The organism is Kitasatospora sp. NPDC059599, assembly GCF_042735125.1.
Lineage (GTDB): Bacteria > Actinomycetota > Actinomycetes > Streptomycetales > Streptomycetaceae > Kitasatospora.
Window position 1 is genome coordinate 1 of record NZ_JBHWCL010000072.1, and the last position, 15,785, is coordinate 15,785.

Genomic DNA, 15,785 nt, shown 5'->3' on the forward strand with positions numbered 1-15,785 from the left:
GGCCAGGCCCGCCCCGAGCGCGAGGCCGAGCATGCGGCGCCGCCCGACGCCGGGGTCCTGGTCGCGGTCGGACGGCTGGGCTTCCATGGGGCGGCTCCCGGGCGGCGGTTGCGGTGGGGGTGTGGGTACGGTCACCAGCATTTCGCGCCGGTGGGGCGGTGCGCCATCACCCGCAACGGTGAATCGTGGGCGAGCGGCCCGGTGGCGGTGGGGAGTTCGCCGGTAAATGGTTTGACGGTCGTTCGGGCGGGGCCAACGATGGGCTCGAACGTTCGGTCGGCCGGTCGGAGGAACTCGTGAGCAGCGCCGTCAAGTTGATCCGTAGCACGCGGCTGACGCCCGCCGTCGACTATGCCTACGGCGCGGTGGTCGACGCCCCGGCGCGCTCGCTGTGGCTGGCCGGGGCCTGCCCGCTCGACGAGGAGGGTCGGACGGTCGCCGTCGGCGACTACGAGGGGCAGGCCCACCAGGTGATGCGCAATCTGGTGACGGCGCTGGAGGACGCGGGTGCCGGTCTCACCGACGTCGCCCGGACCACCGTGTACGTCGCCTCCGCCGACCAGGCGGACCTGGTGAAGGTGTGGAACGTGTACCGCGCGTACATGGGGGAGCACGACGCGCCCAGCACCCTGCTCGGTGTCTCGGTGCTGGGCTACGACGACCAGCTGGTCGAGGTGGAAGCGGTGGCCGTGCTGCCCTGACCGTCCGGGTTCCCGGATCAGCCCGCGGCGAGCAGGGCGTCCAGCTGCTGGTAGCCCTCGACCACGCCGTGCTCCATGCCGCTGGCCAGGATGGCGTCCCGGGCCTCCAGGCTGTCGACCACCGACAGCACGGTGACGCGGGTGCGGCCCTCTCCGGCGGGCTCGAAGGTCGCGGTGTCCAGCGAGACGCCGTCGGGCACGCCCTCGAACGTGAAGGTCTGGACGAGCCGGGTGGCCGGCCGGACCTCGTGGAAGGAGCCGTAGAAGGCCGCGATCTCCTGGCCCTCGCGATGCATCGAGTAGCGGTACCGCCCGCCCGTGCGCCCCTCCCAGGTGTCGATCTTCATGTCGAGGTCCTTCGGGCCGAGCCACTGGGCGACCAGCTCGGGCTCGATCCAGGCCCGGAACACCCGCTCCTGCGGGGCGTCGAACTCGCGGACGATCCGGATGGTGGGCAGCTTCGGGTCCGCCTCGATACGGGTCTCGGGGCCGGTGGTGGAGGTCATGACGGGACTCCTTCGCTCTGCTGGGGTGGGTCGGTGTCGTCGGTGTCGTCGGTGTGATCGGTGTGGTGGTCGTTCCGGGCGCCGTGGGTGGCGCCGCGGGTCGGGGTGTGCGAGGCGGCGTGGGCGGTGGTGTCGTCGGACATGCCCGCGAGGAGGGCGTCCAGGCGGCTGAACCGCTCCTCGGCCTGGCGCCGGTACCGCTCGATCCAGCTCGTCATCAAGTCGAACACCTGCGGCTCCAGGTGGCACGGTCGGCGCTGCCCGTCCCGGCTGCGGCTCACCAGCCCGGCCTCCTCCAGCACCTTCAGGTGTTTGGAGACGGCCTGCATGGACATTGCGTAGGACTCGGCCAACTCGCCGACGGTCGCGTCCCGGGTCGACAGTCGGGCCACGATGTCCCGCCGGGTCGGATCCGCCAGGGCGACGAACGCCCGGGAGAGCTGGTCGACAGCCACCACGTACCCCTGTTCATTCTCAACCGATTGGTTGAGGACAACGCTACGCCGCCCGGCCTTCGTATTCAACCGTTTGGTTGTGGATCCCCGGAGCGGTCGGCGGGGGAGGTGCCGGCCGGTCGGGGTCAGTGCCCCGCCACCAGTTCCCGGGTCAGCCGGACCAGGGCCGGGACCGCCGGGTGGGTCGGGGTGCCGCGGCGCCAGGCCAGGAGCAGGGGCACCGGTGGGGCGTCGGTCAGCGGGAGGTAGGCGATCATGGGGTGCCGGTGCAGGCGCGGCGTCGCCGAGGTCGAGATGCCCACCGCCCGGCCCACCGCGATGGCGGTCAGCCATTCGTCCGTGTTGGTGACCTCGATCGTCGTCCCGGGACGGGCGCAGGCGGGCCAGAGGTCCAGGGTGGTGGTGCCGGCCACCGTGTTCAGGGCGATCGGCCAGGCCGCGAGGTCCGCCAGCGTGAGGCTCGACCGGTCGGCCAGGTCGCTGTCCGCGGGCACGACCGCGACCCGCTCCTCCTCCAGCAGCAGCTGCGTGACCAGGTCGGAGTCCGTCACGTCGCCGCGCAGCAGCGCGACGTCGACCTTGCCCCGGGTGAGCCCCGCCGTTCGGTCGTCGATCCGGCGCAGCTCCAGCGGCACGTCCGGGTGCTCGTGGTCCCAGCGCCGCAGCAGGGGGACGGTGTGCTCCCCGAGCGCGGCCCAGGGGTGACCGAGGCGCAGTGGCAGGGCGGGCAGGGCGCGCGGGTCGAGCGCCGTGTCCACGGCGGCCAGCGCGGCGGCGGCCCGGTCGCGGAAGGTCCGGCCCGCTGCGGTGAGCTCCAGGTGGTGCGTGGAGCGGTCGACCAGGCGGACGCCGAGGTGGCTTTCGAGCTGGCGCAGCGTCCGGGACAGCGCGGGCTGGCCGATGTGCAGCCGGGCGGCGGCGCGGGTGATGGTTCCCTCCTCGGCGATGGCGAGGAAGGCCCGCAGGTGGCGCAGCTCGATGGTCATGCCTGGGAAGCATAATCGCTGCACGATCGGCATTTCACGCGAACCGGGCGGCTCCCTAGCGTGGGGACATGACGAACACGGGTTCACCGTCGGCGACCGCCACGGCCGTGCCCACCTCGACGGGCAGGGCGACCGCCACGGGCACGGCCACCAACACGGCAGCGGGTGCAGCGGGTGCGGCGGGCATGCCGGGCGGTACGCCGCTCCTCGGCCGCGTCCGCACGGCAATCGCGCCCGGCGGCGTCGGCAGCCTGGGCGGCGTCGGGATGGTGCTGGCCGGCACCCTCTCGGTGCAGTTCGGCTCCGCCGTCGCCGCCCTGCTGTTCCCGCGGGTCGGGGCGCTGGGGACGGTGATGCTGCGGGTGACGATCACGGCCGTCCTGCTGCTCGCCGTCTGCCGCCCCCGGCTGCGCGGGTACAGCCGTACGGACTGGGCCGTCGCCGGCGGCTTCGGACTCGCCCTCGGCGGCATGAACATCCTCTTCTACCAGGCGATCGACCGGATCCCGCTCGGCCCGGCGGTGACGCTGGAGGTGCTCGGCCCGCTGCTGCTGTCGGTCGTCACCGCACGGCGCGCGATAAGCCTGGTGTGGGCCGGCCTGGCGTTCACGGGGGTCTTCCTGCTCGGCCGCGACGGTTTCGGCCGGCTCGACCCGGCGGGCGCGGCCTTCGCGCTCGGTGCGGGTGCCATGCTCGCCGCGTACATCCTGCTCAACTCCCGGGCCGGGGCGCGCTTTCCGCGGCTCGACGGACTCGCGGTCGCGATGGCCGTGGCCGCACTGGTGAGCCTGCCCCTCGGCATCGGCTCGGCGGGCGGCGCGCTGCTGGATCCGGGGGTGCTGGGGCTCGGCCTCGCCGTGGCGCTGCTGTCCTCGGGGCTGCCCTACACGCTGGAACTGCTGGCGCTGCGCCGTCTGCCCGCCCCGACCTTCGCCGTCCTGACGAGCCTGGCCCCGGCGGTCGGGGCACTGGCCGGATTCCTGGTCCTGGGGCAGGCGCTGTCGGCGCCGCAGTGCCTGGCGATCCTCATCGTGGTGGGAGCCGGCGCCGGGGCGGTGTGGACCGGCGGAGCGGGGCGGCGATGACGGCGCCGCCCGCCCGGAGGCGCTGGTCAGCCGGTGTGGGAGCATGATCGAATGCCCGAGGAACCCGCCCCGCCGACCGCGCCGTCACCCACGTCGTCGTCCGCGTCGCCGCCCGCGTCGCCGCCCGCGTCGTCGGCTGATCCGCTGTCGGGCCTGTGGCCGCTCGCGCCGTCCGGCACGACCGACTGGCTGGCGGAGCTGTGCGGCGACGGCACGACCGGCTTCATGCCGCCCCTGATGCCCGACGCCGCCTGGGTGCTCAACGCCATGTACGAGCACGAGCACGGGCCGAGCGAACTCTCGTACGACGACCGGCACCACGCCAGGCTGGCGGACGGCACCGCGCAGCGCCGCGTGATCGCGGGCGTGGACCTCGACGCCGTCGGCGTCGTCACGGGCGGCGACCTGGGCCGGGCCGAGCACCCGGGCCCGGGCTGGCGCCGACTGCGCTGGGTGGAACTGGCCGCGCGGATCGGCGACCCGGTGGTGCCCGAGGGAATGCTCCCCTGCTACCGCTGCTTCCCGTCGGTGAAGAAGGACGGCAGCTGGCCGGTCGGCATCGTCCCGCCCACCGAAGGGAGCCTGGACCGGGAGACCTGGAACCGCCTGGTCGCCGTCCTCACCGAGCACAGCCCGGCCGGCCCGGACACCCCCTGCCTCGCCTACTACAACCCGCTGATGACCGGGGACTACGACTTCGACAACCTCCACGTGCGCGCGGGCCGCCTCGGGGACGCCGAACTCCTCTACGACACCGACGACGCCGACTTCAGCCCGTCCAACTTCTGGGCCGCCGACCACTCCTGGCTGCTCTGCACCGACTACGACCTCTGGGCCACCAAGGTCGCCGGACCCCCGGCCCTCATCGAGGCCCTGCTGACCGACCCGGAGATCGAGGCCCTGCGGCTGCCCTGGGCGGCCTGACGCCCGGCGGGTCCGAAATCCGCCCGGTTCCTGAACCCGCCCGGTTCCTGAACCCGATCGGGTCCGAAAGCCGCCCGGAACGGTGCGCCCCCGGGTGCTCCAGGGCCGGGCGGTGGTTCCGAATCCGTCCCCCGACGCCCTGAACCGGGACGGGGCCTGTCCGGTCGATCAGGTGACTCACTAGGCTCACCTTGTCCGGGAAGGCGGTGACCGAAGCAGTGATGACTCGTGAGTCGGCTGTTGCGATGGTGCAGAAGATCATGGACGGGGACTGCGTCGACGACGCCGAGGTCGACCGCGCGCTGGACGCGCTGGACAGGGGCCTCGGCTGTCCGAGTGGCCATGTCAGCGACTTGATCTACTGGCCCGACGGGCCGGAGCGGACAGCGGTCGAGGTGGTCGAACTGGCCCTGACTCACCGACCGTTCGGGCTGTGAGAGTGACAACCGCTCGGGCGTTCTTCAGCCAGGACCCGTCCGGTTGATCATGTGACTGTCGCCCGCCTGGTCGTTGGATCGGACCTGGGGCGGGGAGGTCTCACGGGTGCCGGGCGGGGCACGGCTGCGGCCGTTCCTGCCGGTCAGCGGCGGGCGTTGTGCCCGGTGGCGGGACCACCGGCAGGTGATCGACGGGATTCGGTACCGGCTGCGGGCCGGAGCGCACCGGTGTGACCTGCCCGAGCGGTTCGGTCCGTGGAAGGCGGTCTACGGACGCCATCGGCCGTGGTCGGCCGACGGGACCCGGGAGCGTCTGGTCCAGCGGGTCCGGGCGGAAGCGGCGCGGCCGGGGACATCGACGGGGGCATCCCCGTCGACTCCACCATCGTCCGGGCTCATCAGCGCACGGCCCGCGCTCGTACCGATCCGCCACCAGCCCGTGATTCGAAGGGGGCCGGGCCGGGAGGGCACCAGGCCCGCGCGGCGGCTTCACCACCAAGGTCCGTCTGATGAGTACGGACGGCCGCTGCCGCCGCTTTCCCCCGTCATCACGCGGGCGGTGCCGGCGAAGCTCCGTGTCCCGATCCCTGTTCCGATCCGTGGCGCGGAGGCGCGCCGTCGCGCGGCGTACCCACCGGCCGTCGCCGTGTGCGTCGGCCGGGCCGGTGGGCACTCAAAGAAACCAATCGTTCGGTTTTTCGGACGGCGCGACGTTTCCGACAGCTTCGCCGACGAAGGTCGGCAAGGCCCTCAAGGCCGTCGCGGGCTGCCGGGTTGGGTGGGGCGTGTGGTGACGGCCCGTCGGACGGGGCTCGTCGGGTTGTGGAGAAAGGGGAACGGTTGGGGGATTGACCGACATCGTCTTGTCGGTTGCGGGTGGGGCGTAGCTAAGATACGGGGTGTTTGGTTTTGTTTTCCGGGCTCTCAGGGCGGGGTGGTTGCGGTGGTACGGCAGGAGCGGGCGCTCCGGACGCGTCGGCTGATCCTGGAGGCGGCGGCGTCGGTCTTCGACGAGTTCGGGTACGAGGGCGCGACCATCGGCGAGGTGGTCTCCCGGGCCGGTGTGACGCGTGGTGCGGTGTATTTCCATTTCGCGTCGAAGCGGGATCTCGCGCAGGGTGTGGTCGAGGAGCAGTTCTCCCAGGACGGAGTTCCCGAACGGAGCTGCAAGCTGCAGGAGTTCGTGGACACCGGGATGGTGGTGGCGCACCTGATGCCGCGTGATCCGCTGCTGAGCGCGGGTGCTCGGCTGTCGCTCGGGCAGGACGTGTTCGACGACCTCGGTGGGGGTGCCATCCCCGGGTGGATCGGCCGGATGGAGACGATCCTGCTCGCGGCCGGCGAGCGCGGCGAGCTGCTGCCGCACGTCGTCCCGGCGGACACCGCGTGGCTGATCATCGCGGCGTGGACGGGTGTGCAGATCCAGTCCCAGAAGCTCTCCGGGCGCGCTGACCTGGAACTTCGGGTGTCCGCGCTGTTCCAGCACCTGATGCCGAGCATTGCCGTGCCGGGCGTCCTCGGTTCCCTGCGGCTGGGGCCGGACCGGGGTGCCCAGGTGGTTGCCGAGATCGCGGCGGCCCGTGCGGGGGAGGACGACGGGGAAGAGGATGAGGGCGACGGCGTGCCGGTCGAGGTGCGGGCGGGCGCCGGCACGGGCTGACGGGAACTCAACCGGCCTCCCCTCCGCGGGAGGTGGGGCGACGGCGGGCGCGCACGGGCGGCGACGGGACCACGGAGGTCCTGCGCCGCCTTCGGTTTGCCCTGCGATCGACACCGGGGGTAGTCGAGTGACTCCGCGCGGTGGTGGGATCGTTCGACCTCAGAAACAAACAGCACGTTCGGTTTTGTATTGACAAACCGCTCGTCCTGTTTTTCACTGGTGACAGTTGCCCCCAGGGGTGTCGACCCGGGTGCCGGCCGCGGCGCAAGAGCCTGCGGCGTTCCGTGTGATTGGGGTGGTCATCGTGGAAATTCGGGTGCTCGGGGCGTTGGACGTCCGGGTGTGCGGGGTGTCGGTGGTGCCGTCGGCACCGAAGCCGCGCCAGGTGCTGGGACTGCTGGCGCTCCGTGCGGACCAGGTCGTACCGGCGGGGGTGCTGGCCGACGAACTGTGGTCCGGCCGTCCCCCGCGCAGTGCGCGCACCACCGTGCAGACGTACGTCCTCCAGCTGCGCGACCTGATAGACCGGGCGCTCGCCCGGATCGGCGCGGAGGCCGGGGTGTCCTGCGCCAAGGACGTCCTGGTCACCTCGCCCGGCGGATACATGCTGAACAGCGGCGGCGGGCTGGCGGACGTCCGGGAGTTCGAGCGGCTGGCCGGCATGGGCTACCGGGCGATCGACGCCGACGACCATCCGCTGGCCGCCCGGATGCTCGGCGAGGCGCTCGCGCTGTGGCGCGGTCCGGCCTTCGCCGACGTGCCGGTCGGCGGCCAACTCGCCGTCGAGGCGCGGAGGCTGGAGGAGACCAGGCTCTGCGCGCTGGACCAGCGGATCGACGCCGACCTGCGCCTGGGCCGGCACCGCGTCCTGCTCGCCGAACTCACCGTCCTGGTCGACCGCTACCGCACCCACGAGAGCCTGCACGGCCAGTACATGGTCGCCCTGCACCGCTCCGGACGGCGCGGCGAGGCCCTGGAGGCCTACCAGCGCCTGCGGAACACCCTGGTACGGGAGTTGGGCATGGAGCCGTCCGCCGGACTGCGCCGCCTGCAACGCTCCATCCTGCTCGCCGGGCCGGAGCGCCTTGCCGGGCCGGAGCGCCTTGCCGGGCCCGAGCGCCTTGCCGGGCCGGAGCGGGAGCCCGCTGTCGCTGCCGCGCTGCCGGAGGGTGCGGGGGCGGCCCGGCTCAGCCGGGTCGGCTGAGGAGGTCGGATCGGAGGGCCGGCTCCCGCCCGGGAGCTGCCGGGGTCTGGTCGGAACGTGCTTGTCGTCGTGAGGGGTTGTGGGACGGGTGGTCCAGGAGAGGTCGGAACGGACGCGCGGGCGACTGGTGGAGGCGGGGGCGGGGCTGTTCGACCGTCGTGGTTACGCCGGTGCCACCCTCGGCGAGATCGCCGCGGCCGCGGGGGTGACGAAGGGGGCGCTCTACTTCCACTTCGCCTCCAAGGAGGAGCTGGCCAGAGCGGTGTTCGAGCAGGCCGAGTGTTCGCTGCGGTCGGCCTGCGGCGACCGGGGCGCCTCCTCCTCACCGCTCCAGGGGCTGATCGACGCCGGGTACTGGCTGGTCGACGCCCTGGGGGCGGACCCGGTGGTCCGGGCGGCGTTCCGGCTCGGCCGTGAGGACGGCGGCTGGCAGGTCCAGCCGCGGTCGGGAGGGGGTGCGCCGGGTGACCTCCGGCCGACAAGGGCCACCGCGGGCCGGCCGGCGTCGGGCGGGTACGCGTCGGGCGGGTACGCGTCGGGCGGGTTCGTCCGGGGCGGGCCCGGGTCGGACGGCTCCGGAGCGGCGGACCCACGGTCGGCCTTCGCGGGCCTGCGCGGCTTCCACAGCGTCTGGGCCGGGGTCGTCCGGGGCCTGTTGGCCGAGGCCGGTCGCGCGGGCGAGCTGCGGGACCGCTCGGGAGCGCTCGGTCCGGAGACCCTGGTGGTGACGGCCGCCTGCGGCCTGGAGGTCGTGTTCGCGGAGGGATTCCCGGCCGAGGAGCGTGCGCGGCGGGTCGGCGCGCTGTGGGACTGGCTGCTGCCCTGTCTGGTTCCCCCGGGGGCGGCCGGTGAGTACCGCACCAGGCCGCCGGCGCCGCAGCCCGCCTGACCGGCGGGCGTCCCGATCGGGTCCTTGTACGAGTGCGCGTCCGAAGGTCGCACCGTAGGCGAGCAAGGCCGCGGGGGGCGATGGGGAGGCGTCGAGCGGCCGACCGCCACCCGAAGGGGAACTCCGACGAGCCTCACCGACCTGCTGCCCGGCCCGCTCGGTCGGGCCGACCCTCGCCCCCCTCGCCCTGGACGGACCGCGCCCGACGCGTTCCTGCCGGCCGGCCCTCCCGCATCGCCGAGGACCTCGGCGCCCTGCGCGAGGAGGCCCCGGCAGCCTTCCGGCACGACCTGCGGGCGAGCGGCCCGGTCGGCCCGGCCGCGCCGCTCCCGGCCGGCGACTGATCATCCACGGCGGGTGGTGCGGTAGGGTGTTCGGCGCCGAGTATGACCGCGACTCAGGGAGGTGAGACCCATTACCGGAACGTCCGAGCGGGTGCTCCCGGAGCGCGGCCGTGCGGGCGCCGCACGCGTCTAGCGCGGGTGGCGCACCGGCGCGGTGTCGGCCCTTGCGGGAGCCCTGACGGAGTCCTTTCCCTCCGTTCGCCTTCCTCCCGTCTTCCCCAAGGGGTTGTCTTGCCGGTCTTCTCCTCCGCCTCCCTCCGTTCCTCGGTGGTCTCCCGGCTGCGCGCCGCCGGTTGCGTGTTCGCCGAGGACGAGGCGCGGATCCTGCTCACCGCCGCCGCCTCGCCCGCCGAACTCGCCGTGATGGTCCGGGCCCGCGCCGAGGGGCGGCCGCTCGAACACGTCGTCGGCTGGGCCGAGTTCGCCGGTCTGCGGATCGCCGTCGACCCGGGCGTCTTCGTCCCGCGCCGCCGCAGCGAGTTCCTGGCCGCCGCCGCCACCGCGCTGACCGGCCCGCCCCGGGGCCCCGGGGCGGTGGTGCTCGACCTGTGCTGCGGCAGCGGTGCGCTCGGCGCCGCCGTGGCGGCCGGGGCCGCGCACCCGGTCGAGCTGTACGCCGCCGACATCGCCCCGGACGCGGTCCGTTGCGCCCGCCGCAACCTGGCCGGGACGGAGGCGCGGATCCACGAGGGCGACCTGTTCGCTGCCCTGCCCGACGAGTTGCGCGGCCGGGTGGACGTGCTGATCGCCAACGTCCCCTACGTTCCGACCGGTGACCTCGGGCTGCTGCCGCCCGAGGCGCGGCTGCACGAGGCCAGGCCGGCGCTCGACGGCGGTGCGGACGGCCTGGACGTGCTGCGCAGGGTGGTCGCGGAGGCGCCCCGGTGGCTGGCGGCGGGCGGCGCGCTGCTGTTCGAGACCAGTGAGCGGCAGGTCGCGGCGGCCCTCGCGGTGACCAGGGCGGCCGGACTGGCGGCGGTGGAGAGCCGGCACGAGGACCTGGACGCCACGGTGGTCACCGCCACGTCGGCCTGACCTCCGGGTGTCCCGGCCACCGTACCCCTGTGACGGTGGCCGGGACTGCTCGGAGGTGCCGCACCGGACGCGCTCGGAGGTGCCGTACGTGCCGTGCCGGGCACGTCCGGAGGTGCCGTACCGGGCACGCTCGGAGGAGGGTGCCGTGGGGCACGCTCAGAGGTGGGTGCCGTACACGTGGTCGACGGGAATGGTGAGGAGCACCCGGCGGTCGGACACCATCACCCGGCGGTACTCCGCCCAGTCGGGGTGCTCGCCGGCGGCGCGGCGGTAGTAGTCGACCAGCGCCTCGACCTCCGGCCCGTCGGGATCGGTGCCCGGACCGGTGAGGGCGGCGACGCCCTCGGCGGTGACCCAGGAGCGCCCGTCCGGCCCGGTCACCTCCAGGCTCACCCGGGGGTCCCGGCGCAGGTTGGCGGTCTTGGCCAGGCCGTCCCGGGTGGAGACCAGGATGCTGTTCGCCTCCCGGTCGTAGAACGGCAGGACCGGGGAGAGCTGTGGCCGGCCGTCCGCCTTGATGGTGGCGAGGACGCCGAGGCGGCTCTGCGCGAGGAGCGCGTACGGGTCGAAGGGTGTGGCGGTCATGGGAGCATCATCGACCCTGACACCGGTGTGAAGGTCAAGGCGGGCCAGGCGTGTTGCGCGGTCGGCGGGCCGGGCCCGGGCCGGGCCCGGGGCGTGCGCCGGGGTCGCGCGTCCGGGCTGCGTGCCCGGACCGTGGCGTGCGCGGCCGGGTGTCGGAGGCGGCTGGTACGGTCCGGGCATGAGCATACGAGTGCCCTTCACGGGTGGGGAGAAGGAAAGCCTTCACGCGGCGCTGGACCGGCACCGCGACGCGGTGCTGTGGAAGACGGAGGGCCTGGACGACGAGCAGCTGCGCCGTCCGATGACGCCGTCCGGCACGAACCTCCTGGGCCTGGTGAAGCACCTCGGCGGTGCCGAACTCGGCTGGTTCCGCGAGACGTTCGGACGGGACACCGGGCCGCTGCCGTTCGACATCGACGCCGACGAGACCTCCGACATGCGGGTGGAGCCGCACGAGTCGACGGCCGACATCCTTGAGTTCTACGCACGGGCCCGGGCCGATGCGGACGAGGTGATCCGGGAACTCGCCCTGGAAGAGCTCGGGACGTCCTGGTCGGGGAACAGCGTCACGCTGCGCTGGGTGCTGATCCACATGACGACGGAGACCGCGCGGCACGCCGGACACCTCGACATCCTGCGGGAGTTGATCGACGGCGGGACCGGGGACCACAACCGGAGCTGAGCTCGTCACCGGTGCCGTCACCGGTGCCGTCACCGGGGCCGCGCCCGGTGCCGTCCCGCGCGTGAGGGGCGTCACCGGGGCCGCCCGGGTTCGTCCCCGGTCAGTCCCCGTCCCGGTCGGCGGCCTGCGTCCGGACAGCCCGTGCCAGCGCCTCCGCCGTCCGCCGGACGTCCGCCTCCGTGGTGCGCCAGTTGCTGAAGGCCGCGCGCAGGGCGGGCCGGTCGGCGTAGTGGGTGGGGGTCAGGAAGGCCTCCCCGGCCAGAGCGGCCGCGAGGGCGGCGAGGCGCTCGGGGGTGGGGTCCGTCGTCAGGGTGAAGCAGACGACGTTCAGCCGGACCGGGGCGAGCAGTTCCAGCCCGTCGATCCGCTCGACCGCCTCGCCGAGCACCCGGGCGCCCGCGATGTTGCGCTCCACGATCTCCCGGTGGCCCGAACGCCCGTATGCGCGCAGCGTGAACCAGGCCGCGAGGGCGCGCAGCCGGTGCGAGTTCTCCGGGGTGAGGTGGACCAGATCGGGGCGCTCGCCGTGGCCGCCCGCCCGGCCGGAGACCGGGGCGGGGCCGAGGTAGGCGGCGGCGTTGCGGAAGACCCGGGTCTGCAGGTCCGGGTGGCGGGTGAACTGCACGGCGCTGTCGTACGGCACGTTCAGCCACTTGTGCAGGTCGACACAGACCGAGTCGGCGAGGTCCAGGCCAGCCACCAGCTCCGCGTGCTCCGGCGACAGTGCGGCGAAGGCGCCGAACGCGGCGTCCACGTGCAGCCAGAAGCGGTGGCGCTCGCGGAGGCCCGCGATCGCCCGCAGGTCGTCGAAGTCGACGGTGTTGACCGTGCCCGCGTTGGCCACCACGACGCACGGCCCGTCCGTCCCGGCCAGCGCCCGTTCCAGCGCGGCCACGTCCACCGCCTCCCGGCCCGGCAGCAGGGGCACGCGCCGCAGCGCCGACCGGCCCAGGCCCAGCACCGACAGCGCCTTGGACACGGAGGAGTGCGCGCCGCCGGACAGCACCCGGACCGGGCCGAGCGCACCGACCCCGTCCTCGGCGACGTCCACCCCGAGCCGCTCGCCCAGCCACTCGCGGGCGATCGCCAGCCCGACCGTGTTGGACATGGTCGCGCCGCTGACGAACGTTCCGTGGTGCGCCTCCGACAGCCCGAACAGCGCGCGCAGCCAGCCGACCGTCTCCCGCTCCAGGTGCTGACCGGCCGGGTCCAGCGAGGAGTTGGAGTTCTGGTCGACGGTGGAGGTCAGCCAGTCGCCGGCCAGCGCCGCCGGGGTCGCTCCGCCGGTCACGAAGCCGAAGTACCGCGGCCCGGCACTCGCCGACAGCCGGGGCTCCCACCGCTGCGCGAACTCCGCCAGCGCCGCGGGCAGCCCGCCGCCCGCCTCGGAGAGCTCCACCGGGGCGCCGGATCCGGCGCCGGGCGGGGCTGCCCGGGGGACGACGGGCCGCTCGTCGAGACCGTCGAGGAAGGCCAGGGCCCGCCGCCGGGTCTCCTCCAGGAGGTCGGGCAACCGGGCCAGGTCGGCGGCGAGTTCGGGGTGCATGACGGTTCTCCGTTGATCGACTGCGCCCGAGCGTAACGAGCGGCGCGGGGCGTCGTCCCGGGCCAATCCGGTGCGGGTGGCCCGGTCAGGGCCCGCCCGACGGTCGAGCGCGCGGGCGGGTGCGCCGGCGGGGTCGGCGGAGATCGGTGGCGAGGCGGTGATCCCGGCCCGGAACATGGCGGCGTCGGAGCGCCTCGGGCGGGTGAAGGAGCCCGACGACCGGCGCGTGCGGCCGGCCTGCTGCTTCTTGTCCCGGATCGCGGTCGCCACCGCCGGCCAGGCCGGGGTGCCGGACCTGCTCGGTGTGTCCGCGCCGCGTCCGGTGCCCTGTGTCACGGGCGTGGACGTGGCCGACTGCGGCAGCCACCGGGGTTTCGCCGAGCGTCCGCACGGCGTTTCCGCCGGGTGTTCGTCACCCCCCGAGCCGGCCGACGGCCGCTGGTGGTCGGCGCCTGACCGGTGCGATCCGGGTGACGCCGAGCGCGCGCTCGGGCCGGGCACGTCGCTGCGCGGCGCCGGCGTGCCCGCCCTCACCGGGTACGGGCGTCGGCTGCGTCCGCCGGCCGGGGCGTTGCGGCGGTGACCACGGGCAGTTCGGCGCGCCGGACCGGCTCGGAGAGCAGGGCCAGGGCCGCGCCCAGGAAGGAGAAGGCTCCGCAGGCGACGAAGACCGGGGCCGCTCCCCAGGCGCCGACGGCCGCGCCGACCACCGGGTAGCTGAGCGGGGCGAGGCCGATCAGGGCCAGCATCATGACGGAGGTGACCCGGCCGAGGTAGGCGGGATCCGTCGCCGTCTGGACGAGGGCGTGGGTCAGGCTGCCGGAGACGCCCGCCGTCAGGCCGACGAGCGCGGCCAGCGCGGTCGCGGTCCACAGGCTCGGGACCAGGCCCATGGCCGCAGCGCCCGCACTGGCCACGAGCAGCGTGCCCACCGTGGTCAGACCTGCCCGGGGCAGCCGGCCGACGGTGAGCAGCGCGGCCCCGGCAGTGGCCCCGGCGCCGAAGCAGGCGACGATCCAGCCGTAGCCGGACGGGCCCCAGCCGCGCTCGGCGTTGAGGAGCACCATGCCGACGTTGAGGGTGCCGGCGAGGCCGAGTTCGCAGACGGTCCCGACGGCGACCAGCGGGCCGATCAGACGGTGGCGCCCGAGGTAGCGCAGACCGTCGAGCAGATCCTCTCGCGCGGTGCCGGGGCGGGGCGAACCCTCCCGGGCCGGTGCGTCGAGGCTCCGGAGGCGTACGCCCAGCAGGAGCGGCAGGGAGAGCGCGAAGAGCAGTCCGGCCACGCCGAACGCGGCGGCCGGGCCGCCCAGGCCCATGGCCAGGCCGCCGAGCGGCGGGCCCGCGATCTGGCCGAGGCGCATCGACAGCGAGCGCATGCCGGTGACCCGGGCCAGCTGGTCGGGGCCGGTGATCCGGGGCGGGAGTGCGCCGACGGCGGGGACGAACAGCGCGTCCACGGCGCCGAAGACCAGTGCCACCGCGACCAGCAGCCACAGCGCGGGCGTGGTCAGGGCGATGGCGGCGGCCACGGAGAGGATGAGCAGGCAGCGCAGGGCGTCGCTGCCGAGGATCACCCGCCGGGGGTCCAGCCGGTCGGCCAGCACGCCGCCGCCGAGCATGAGCACGGCGCGGGGCAGCGCCCCGGCGGCCATGACCAAGCCGACCTCGGTGGGGCCGGCGGCCCGTTGGGCGGACCAGGCGAGGGCGACGAAGTAGACGCCGTCGCCGATCAGGGAGGCGGTGTAGGCGGCGAGCCAGCGCAGCACGTTGGGGTCGCGGTGGGCGGGCGGCGTGGCGGCGTGCAGGTGGAGGGGCGGCTCCGCGAGGGCCATGGCGGGCTCCGTTTCGTGGGGGACGACGGCCGGCGCGGTGCCGGGAGGGACGACGGCCGGCGCGGTGCCGGGAGTGGGCGTCCGCGATGGCGGGGGCCGGTTCCGGGTGCGGCCGGGCAGGTCGTTCGGGCGGGCCCAGCGCGTCGGGCTTGGGCAGGTCAGGCCGGGCGGACCGGGCGGACCGGGCAGGTCGGGTACGGGTCGGCCGGGGCCAGGCGGCCTCAGGGGCGGAACGGGAATCCGTACAGGTGGACGGAGACGTGCTCGCGGCCCTCGACGTCACCGGCCGCCCTGGCGGCCTTGCCGCGCTCCCGCCAGCGCCGGGAGAGGTCCTGCAACTCCTCGCCCAGCTCGGCGAGTTCGGCCGCGTTCAGATCGAGCAGCCATTCGGCGCCGAACGCCGCGTCGGTCCACTCCCTGCCCCAGGCCGCTCCCTGGTCCAGGTAGGCGCGGTACTGGGTGGCGCGGGAGTCGACGAGTCCGCGGGTCACCGCGCCGACGACGGCGGCCCCCTCGGGCGTGTCGGCGAGGTCGGACTCCCGGAATCCCCAGCCCTCCTCGGAGGCGACCTGCCACCACCGCTCCCGCCCGTCGCTGCTCCGGCCGTCGGCCTCGGCCACGAAGCCGTGCTCGGCGAGCTTGCGCAGGTGGTAGCTGACCAGCGACGGGGCCTGGTCGACCTGCGCGGCGAGCTGGGAGGCGGTCGCGCTGCCCGCGGCGTAGAGCAGGCGGTAGAGCTGCATCCGGAGCGGGTTGGTGAAGGCCTTCAGGCGGGACAGGTCGGTGATCCGGTCGGGCTCGGGCTTCTGGGGCATGCGTCCACGGTAGGTCCGAAAGAAAAGTTTCGCAATAAAAATTTCGGATCCGGGCGCCGGTGATCCGAGGGCCGGCCTGCCTCCCGGGTTGCGGTC

The 15,785-nt window shown here is 74.4% G+C and carries 16 protein-coding genes and 1 pseudogene; 10 read left to right on the top strand and 7 right to left on the bottom strand.

From position 1 onward, the window contains the following. Positions 1–296 precede the first annotated feature (296 nt). On the top strand, positions 297–701 hold the full coding sequence (locus tag ACFV04_RS24035) for a RidA family protein (RefSeq protein WP_360263481.1): 405 nt from the start codon (positions 297–299) through the stop codon (positions 699–701). A gap of 17 nt (positions 702–718) precedes the next feature. Here the strand turns inward: ACFV04_RS24035 and ACFV04_RS24040 are convergent, their stop codons facing one another. From ACFV04_RS24040 to ACFV04_RS24050, 3 genes are all read right to left on the bottom strand, one after another. Continuing rightward, entirely contained in the window at positions 719–1,207 is a 489-nt protein-coding gene (locus ACFV04_RS24040; protein ID WP_380335763.1) for an SRPBCC family protein, read from the bottom strand. Then, positions 1,204–1,662, bottom strand: coding sequence for an ArsR/SmtB family transcription factor (locus ACFV04_RS24045; RefSeq protein ID WP_380532022.1), 459 nt, complete (start codon positions 1,660–1,662; stop codon positions 1,204–1,206). The genes ACFV04_RS24040 and ACFV04_RS24045 overlap by 4 nt, the downstream gene beginning before the upstream one ends. A 125-nt stretch (positions 1,663–1,787) precedes the next feature. After that, on the bottom strand, positions 1,788–2,648 hold the full coding sequence (locus ACFV04_RS24050) for a LysR family transcriptional regulator (protein WP_380532024.1): 861 nt from the start codon (positions 2,646–2,648) through the stop codon (positions 1,788–1,790). A 68-nt stretch (positions 2,649–2,716) separates the two neighbouring features. On the opposite strand from ACFV04_RS24050, the gene ACFV04_RS24055 reads away from it, so the two are divergent. The 8 genes and pseudogenes from ACFV04_RS24055 (at position 2,717) to ACFV04_RS24090 (ending at position 10,226) form a co-directional block, all read left to right on the top strand. After that, positions 2,717–3,733, top strand: a complete 1,017-nt coding sequence (locus ACFV04_RS24055; RefSeq protein ID WP_380532027.1) for a DMT family transporter — start codon at positions 2,717–2,719, stop codon at positions 3,731–3,733. 51 nt (positions 3,734–3,784) lie between these two features. After that, positions 3,785–4,657, top strand: a complete 873-nt coding sequence (locus ACFV04_RS24060) for a hypothetical protein (RefSeq protein WP_380532030.1) — start codon at positions 3,785–3,787, stop codon at positions 4,655–4,657. Between the two features lie 245 nt (positions 4,658–4,902). Then, positions 4,903–5,094: an e9imm peptide gene (locus ACFV04_RS24065; protein ID WP_380532033.1), complete on the top strand. Its 192-nt coding sequence runs from the start codon at positions 4,903–4,905 to the stop codon at positions 5,092–5,094. 106 nt (positions 5,095–5,200) lie between these two features. Then, a pseudogene (locus tag ACFV04_RS24070) lies at positions 5,201–5,398 on the top strand (transposase); the annotation flags it as partial. Positions 5,399–6,037: 639 nt separating this feature from the next. Further along, a complete protein-coding gene (locus ACFV04_RS24075; protein WP_380336025.1) occupies positions 6,038–6,754 on the top strand; it encodes a ScbR family autoregulator-binding transcription factor in 717 nt (238 codons plus the stop codon). 304 nt (positions 6,755–7,058) lie between these two features. Beyond that, positions 7,059–7,958, top strand: coding sequence for a BTAD domain-containing putative transcriptional regulator (locus ACFV04_RS24080; protein WP_380532036.1), 900 nt, complete (start codon positions 7,059–7,061; stop codon positions 7,956–7,958). Positions 7,959–8,046: 88 nt separating this feature from the next. Beyond that, complete coding sequence (locus tag ACFV04_RS24085; RefSeq protein WP_380532039.1) at positions 8,047–8,847, top strand: TetR family transcriptional regulator; 801 nt, start codon at positions 8,047–8,049, stop codon at positions 8,845–8,847. Between the two features lie 575 nt (positions 8,848–9,422). Further along, complete coding sequence (locus tag ACFV04_RS24090) at positions 9,423–10,226, top strand: putative protein N(5)-glutamine methyltransferase (RefSeq protein ID WP_380532042.1); 804 nt, start codon at positions 9,423–9,425, stop codon at positions 10,224–10,226. Positions 10,227–10,382: 156 nt separating this feature from the next. Here the strand turns inward: ACFV04_RS24090 and ACFV04_RS24095 are convergent, their stop codons facing one another. Then, a complete protein-coding gene (locus tag ACFV04_RS24095) occupies positions 10,383–10,811 on the bottom strand; it encodes a PPOX class F420-dependent oxidoreductase (RefSeq protein ID WP_380532045.1) in 429 nt (142 codons plus the stop codon). Positions 10,812–10,989: 178 nt separating this feature from the next. Between ACFV04_RS24095 and ACFV04_RS24100 the strand changes: the two genes are divergently transcribed. Next, complete coding sequence (locus ACFV04_RS24100) at positions 10,990–11,493, top strand: DinB family protein (protein WP_380335739.1); 504 nt, start codon at positions 10,990–10,992, stop codon at positions 11,491–11,493. Between the two features lie 100 nt (positions 11,494–11,593). Here ACFV04_RS24100 and ACFV04_RS24105 read toward each other — a convergent pair whose 3' ends face one another. The 3 genes from ACFV04_RS24105 to ACFV04_RS24115 form a co-directional block, all read right to left on the bottom strand. Further along, entirely contained in the window at positions 11,594–13,039 is a 1,446-nt protein-coding gene (locus ACFV04_RS24105; RefSeq protein WP_380532048.1) for a pyridoxal phosphate-dependent decarboxylase family protein, read from the bottom strand. A gap of 530 nt (positions 13,040–13,569) precedes the next feature. Beyond that, positions 13,570–14,874, bottom strand: a complete 1,305-nt coding sequence (locus tag ACFV04_RS24110; protein ID WP_380532051.1) for an MFS transporter — start codon at positions 14,872–14,874, stop codon at positions 13,570–13,572. A 221-nt stretch (positions 14,875–15,095) separates the two neighbouring features. Continuing rightward, the gene (locus tag ACFV04_RS24115; protein ID WP_380532054.1) at positions 15,096–15,689 is read right to left on the bottom strand and encodes an ArsR/SmtB family transcription factor; all 594 of its coding nucleotides are present in this window, start codon (positions 15,687–15,689) and stop codon (positions 15,096–15,098) included. Positions 15,690–15,785: the final 96 nt, after the last annotated feature.

Excerpts from the sequence above, each read along its gene's own strand:
- ACFV04_RS24040 (WP_380335763.1), bottom strand. The coding sequence starts at position 1,207 with ATGACCTCCACCACCGGCCCCGAGACCCGTATCGAGGCGGACCCGAAG.
- ACFV04_RS24050 (WP_380532024.1), bottom strand. The coding sequence starts at position 2,648 with ATGACCATCGAGCTGCGCCACCTGCGGGCCTTCCTCGCCATCGCCGAG.
- ACFV04_RS24055 (WP_380532027.1), top strand. The coding sequence starts at position 2,717 with ATGACGAACACGGGTTCACCGTCGGCGACCGCCACGGCCGTGCCCACC.
- ACFV04_RS24060 (WP_380532030.1), top strand. The coding sequence starts at position 3,785 with ATGCCCGAGGAACCCGCCCCGCCGACCGCGCCGTCACCCACGTCGTCG.
- ACFV04_RS24065 (WP_380532033.1), top strand. The coding sequence starts at position 4,903 with ATGGTGCAGAAGATCATGGACGGGGACTGCGTCGACGACGCCGAGGTC.
- ACFV04_RS24095 (WP_380532045.1), bottom strand. The coding sequence starts at position 10,811 with ATGACCGCCACACCCTTCGACCCGTACGCGCTCCTCGCGCAGAGCCGC.
- ACFV04_RS24100 (WP_380335739.1), top strand. The coding sequence starts at position 10,990 with ATGAGCATACGAGTGCCCTTCACGGGTGGGGAGAAGGAAAGCCTTCAC.
- ACFV04_RS24105 (WP_380532048.1), bottom strand. The coding sequence starts at position 13,039 with ATGCACCCCGAACTCGCCGCCGACCTGGCCCGGTTGCCCGACCTCCTG.
- ACFV04_RS24110 (WP_380532051.1), bottom strand. The coding sequence starts at position 14,874 with ATGGCCCTCGCGGAGCCGCCCCTCCACCTGCACGCCGCCACGCCGCCC.
- ACFV04_RS24115 (WP_380532054.1), bottom strand. The coding sequence starts at position 15,689 with ATGCCCCAGAAGCCCGAGCCCGACCGGATCACCGACCTGTCCCGCCTG.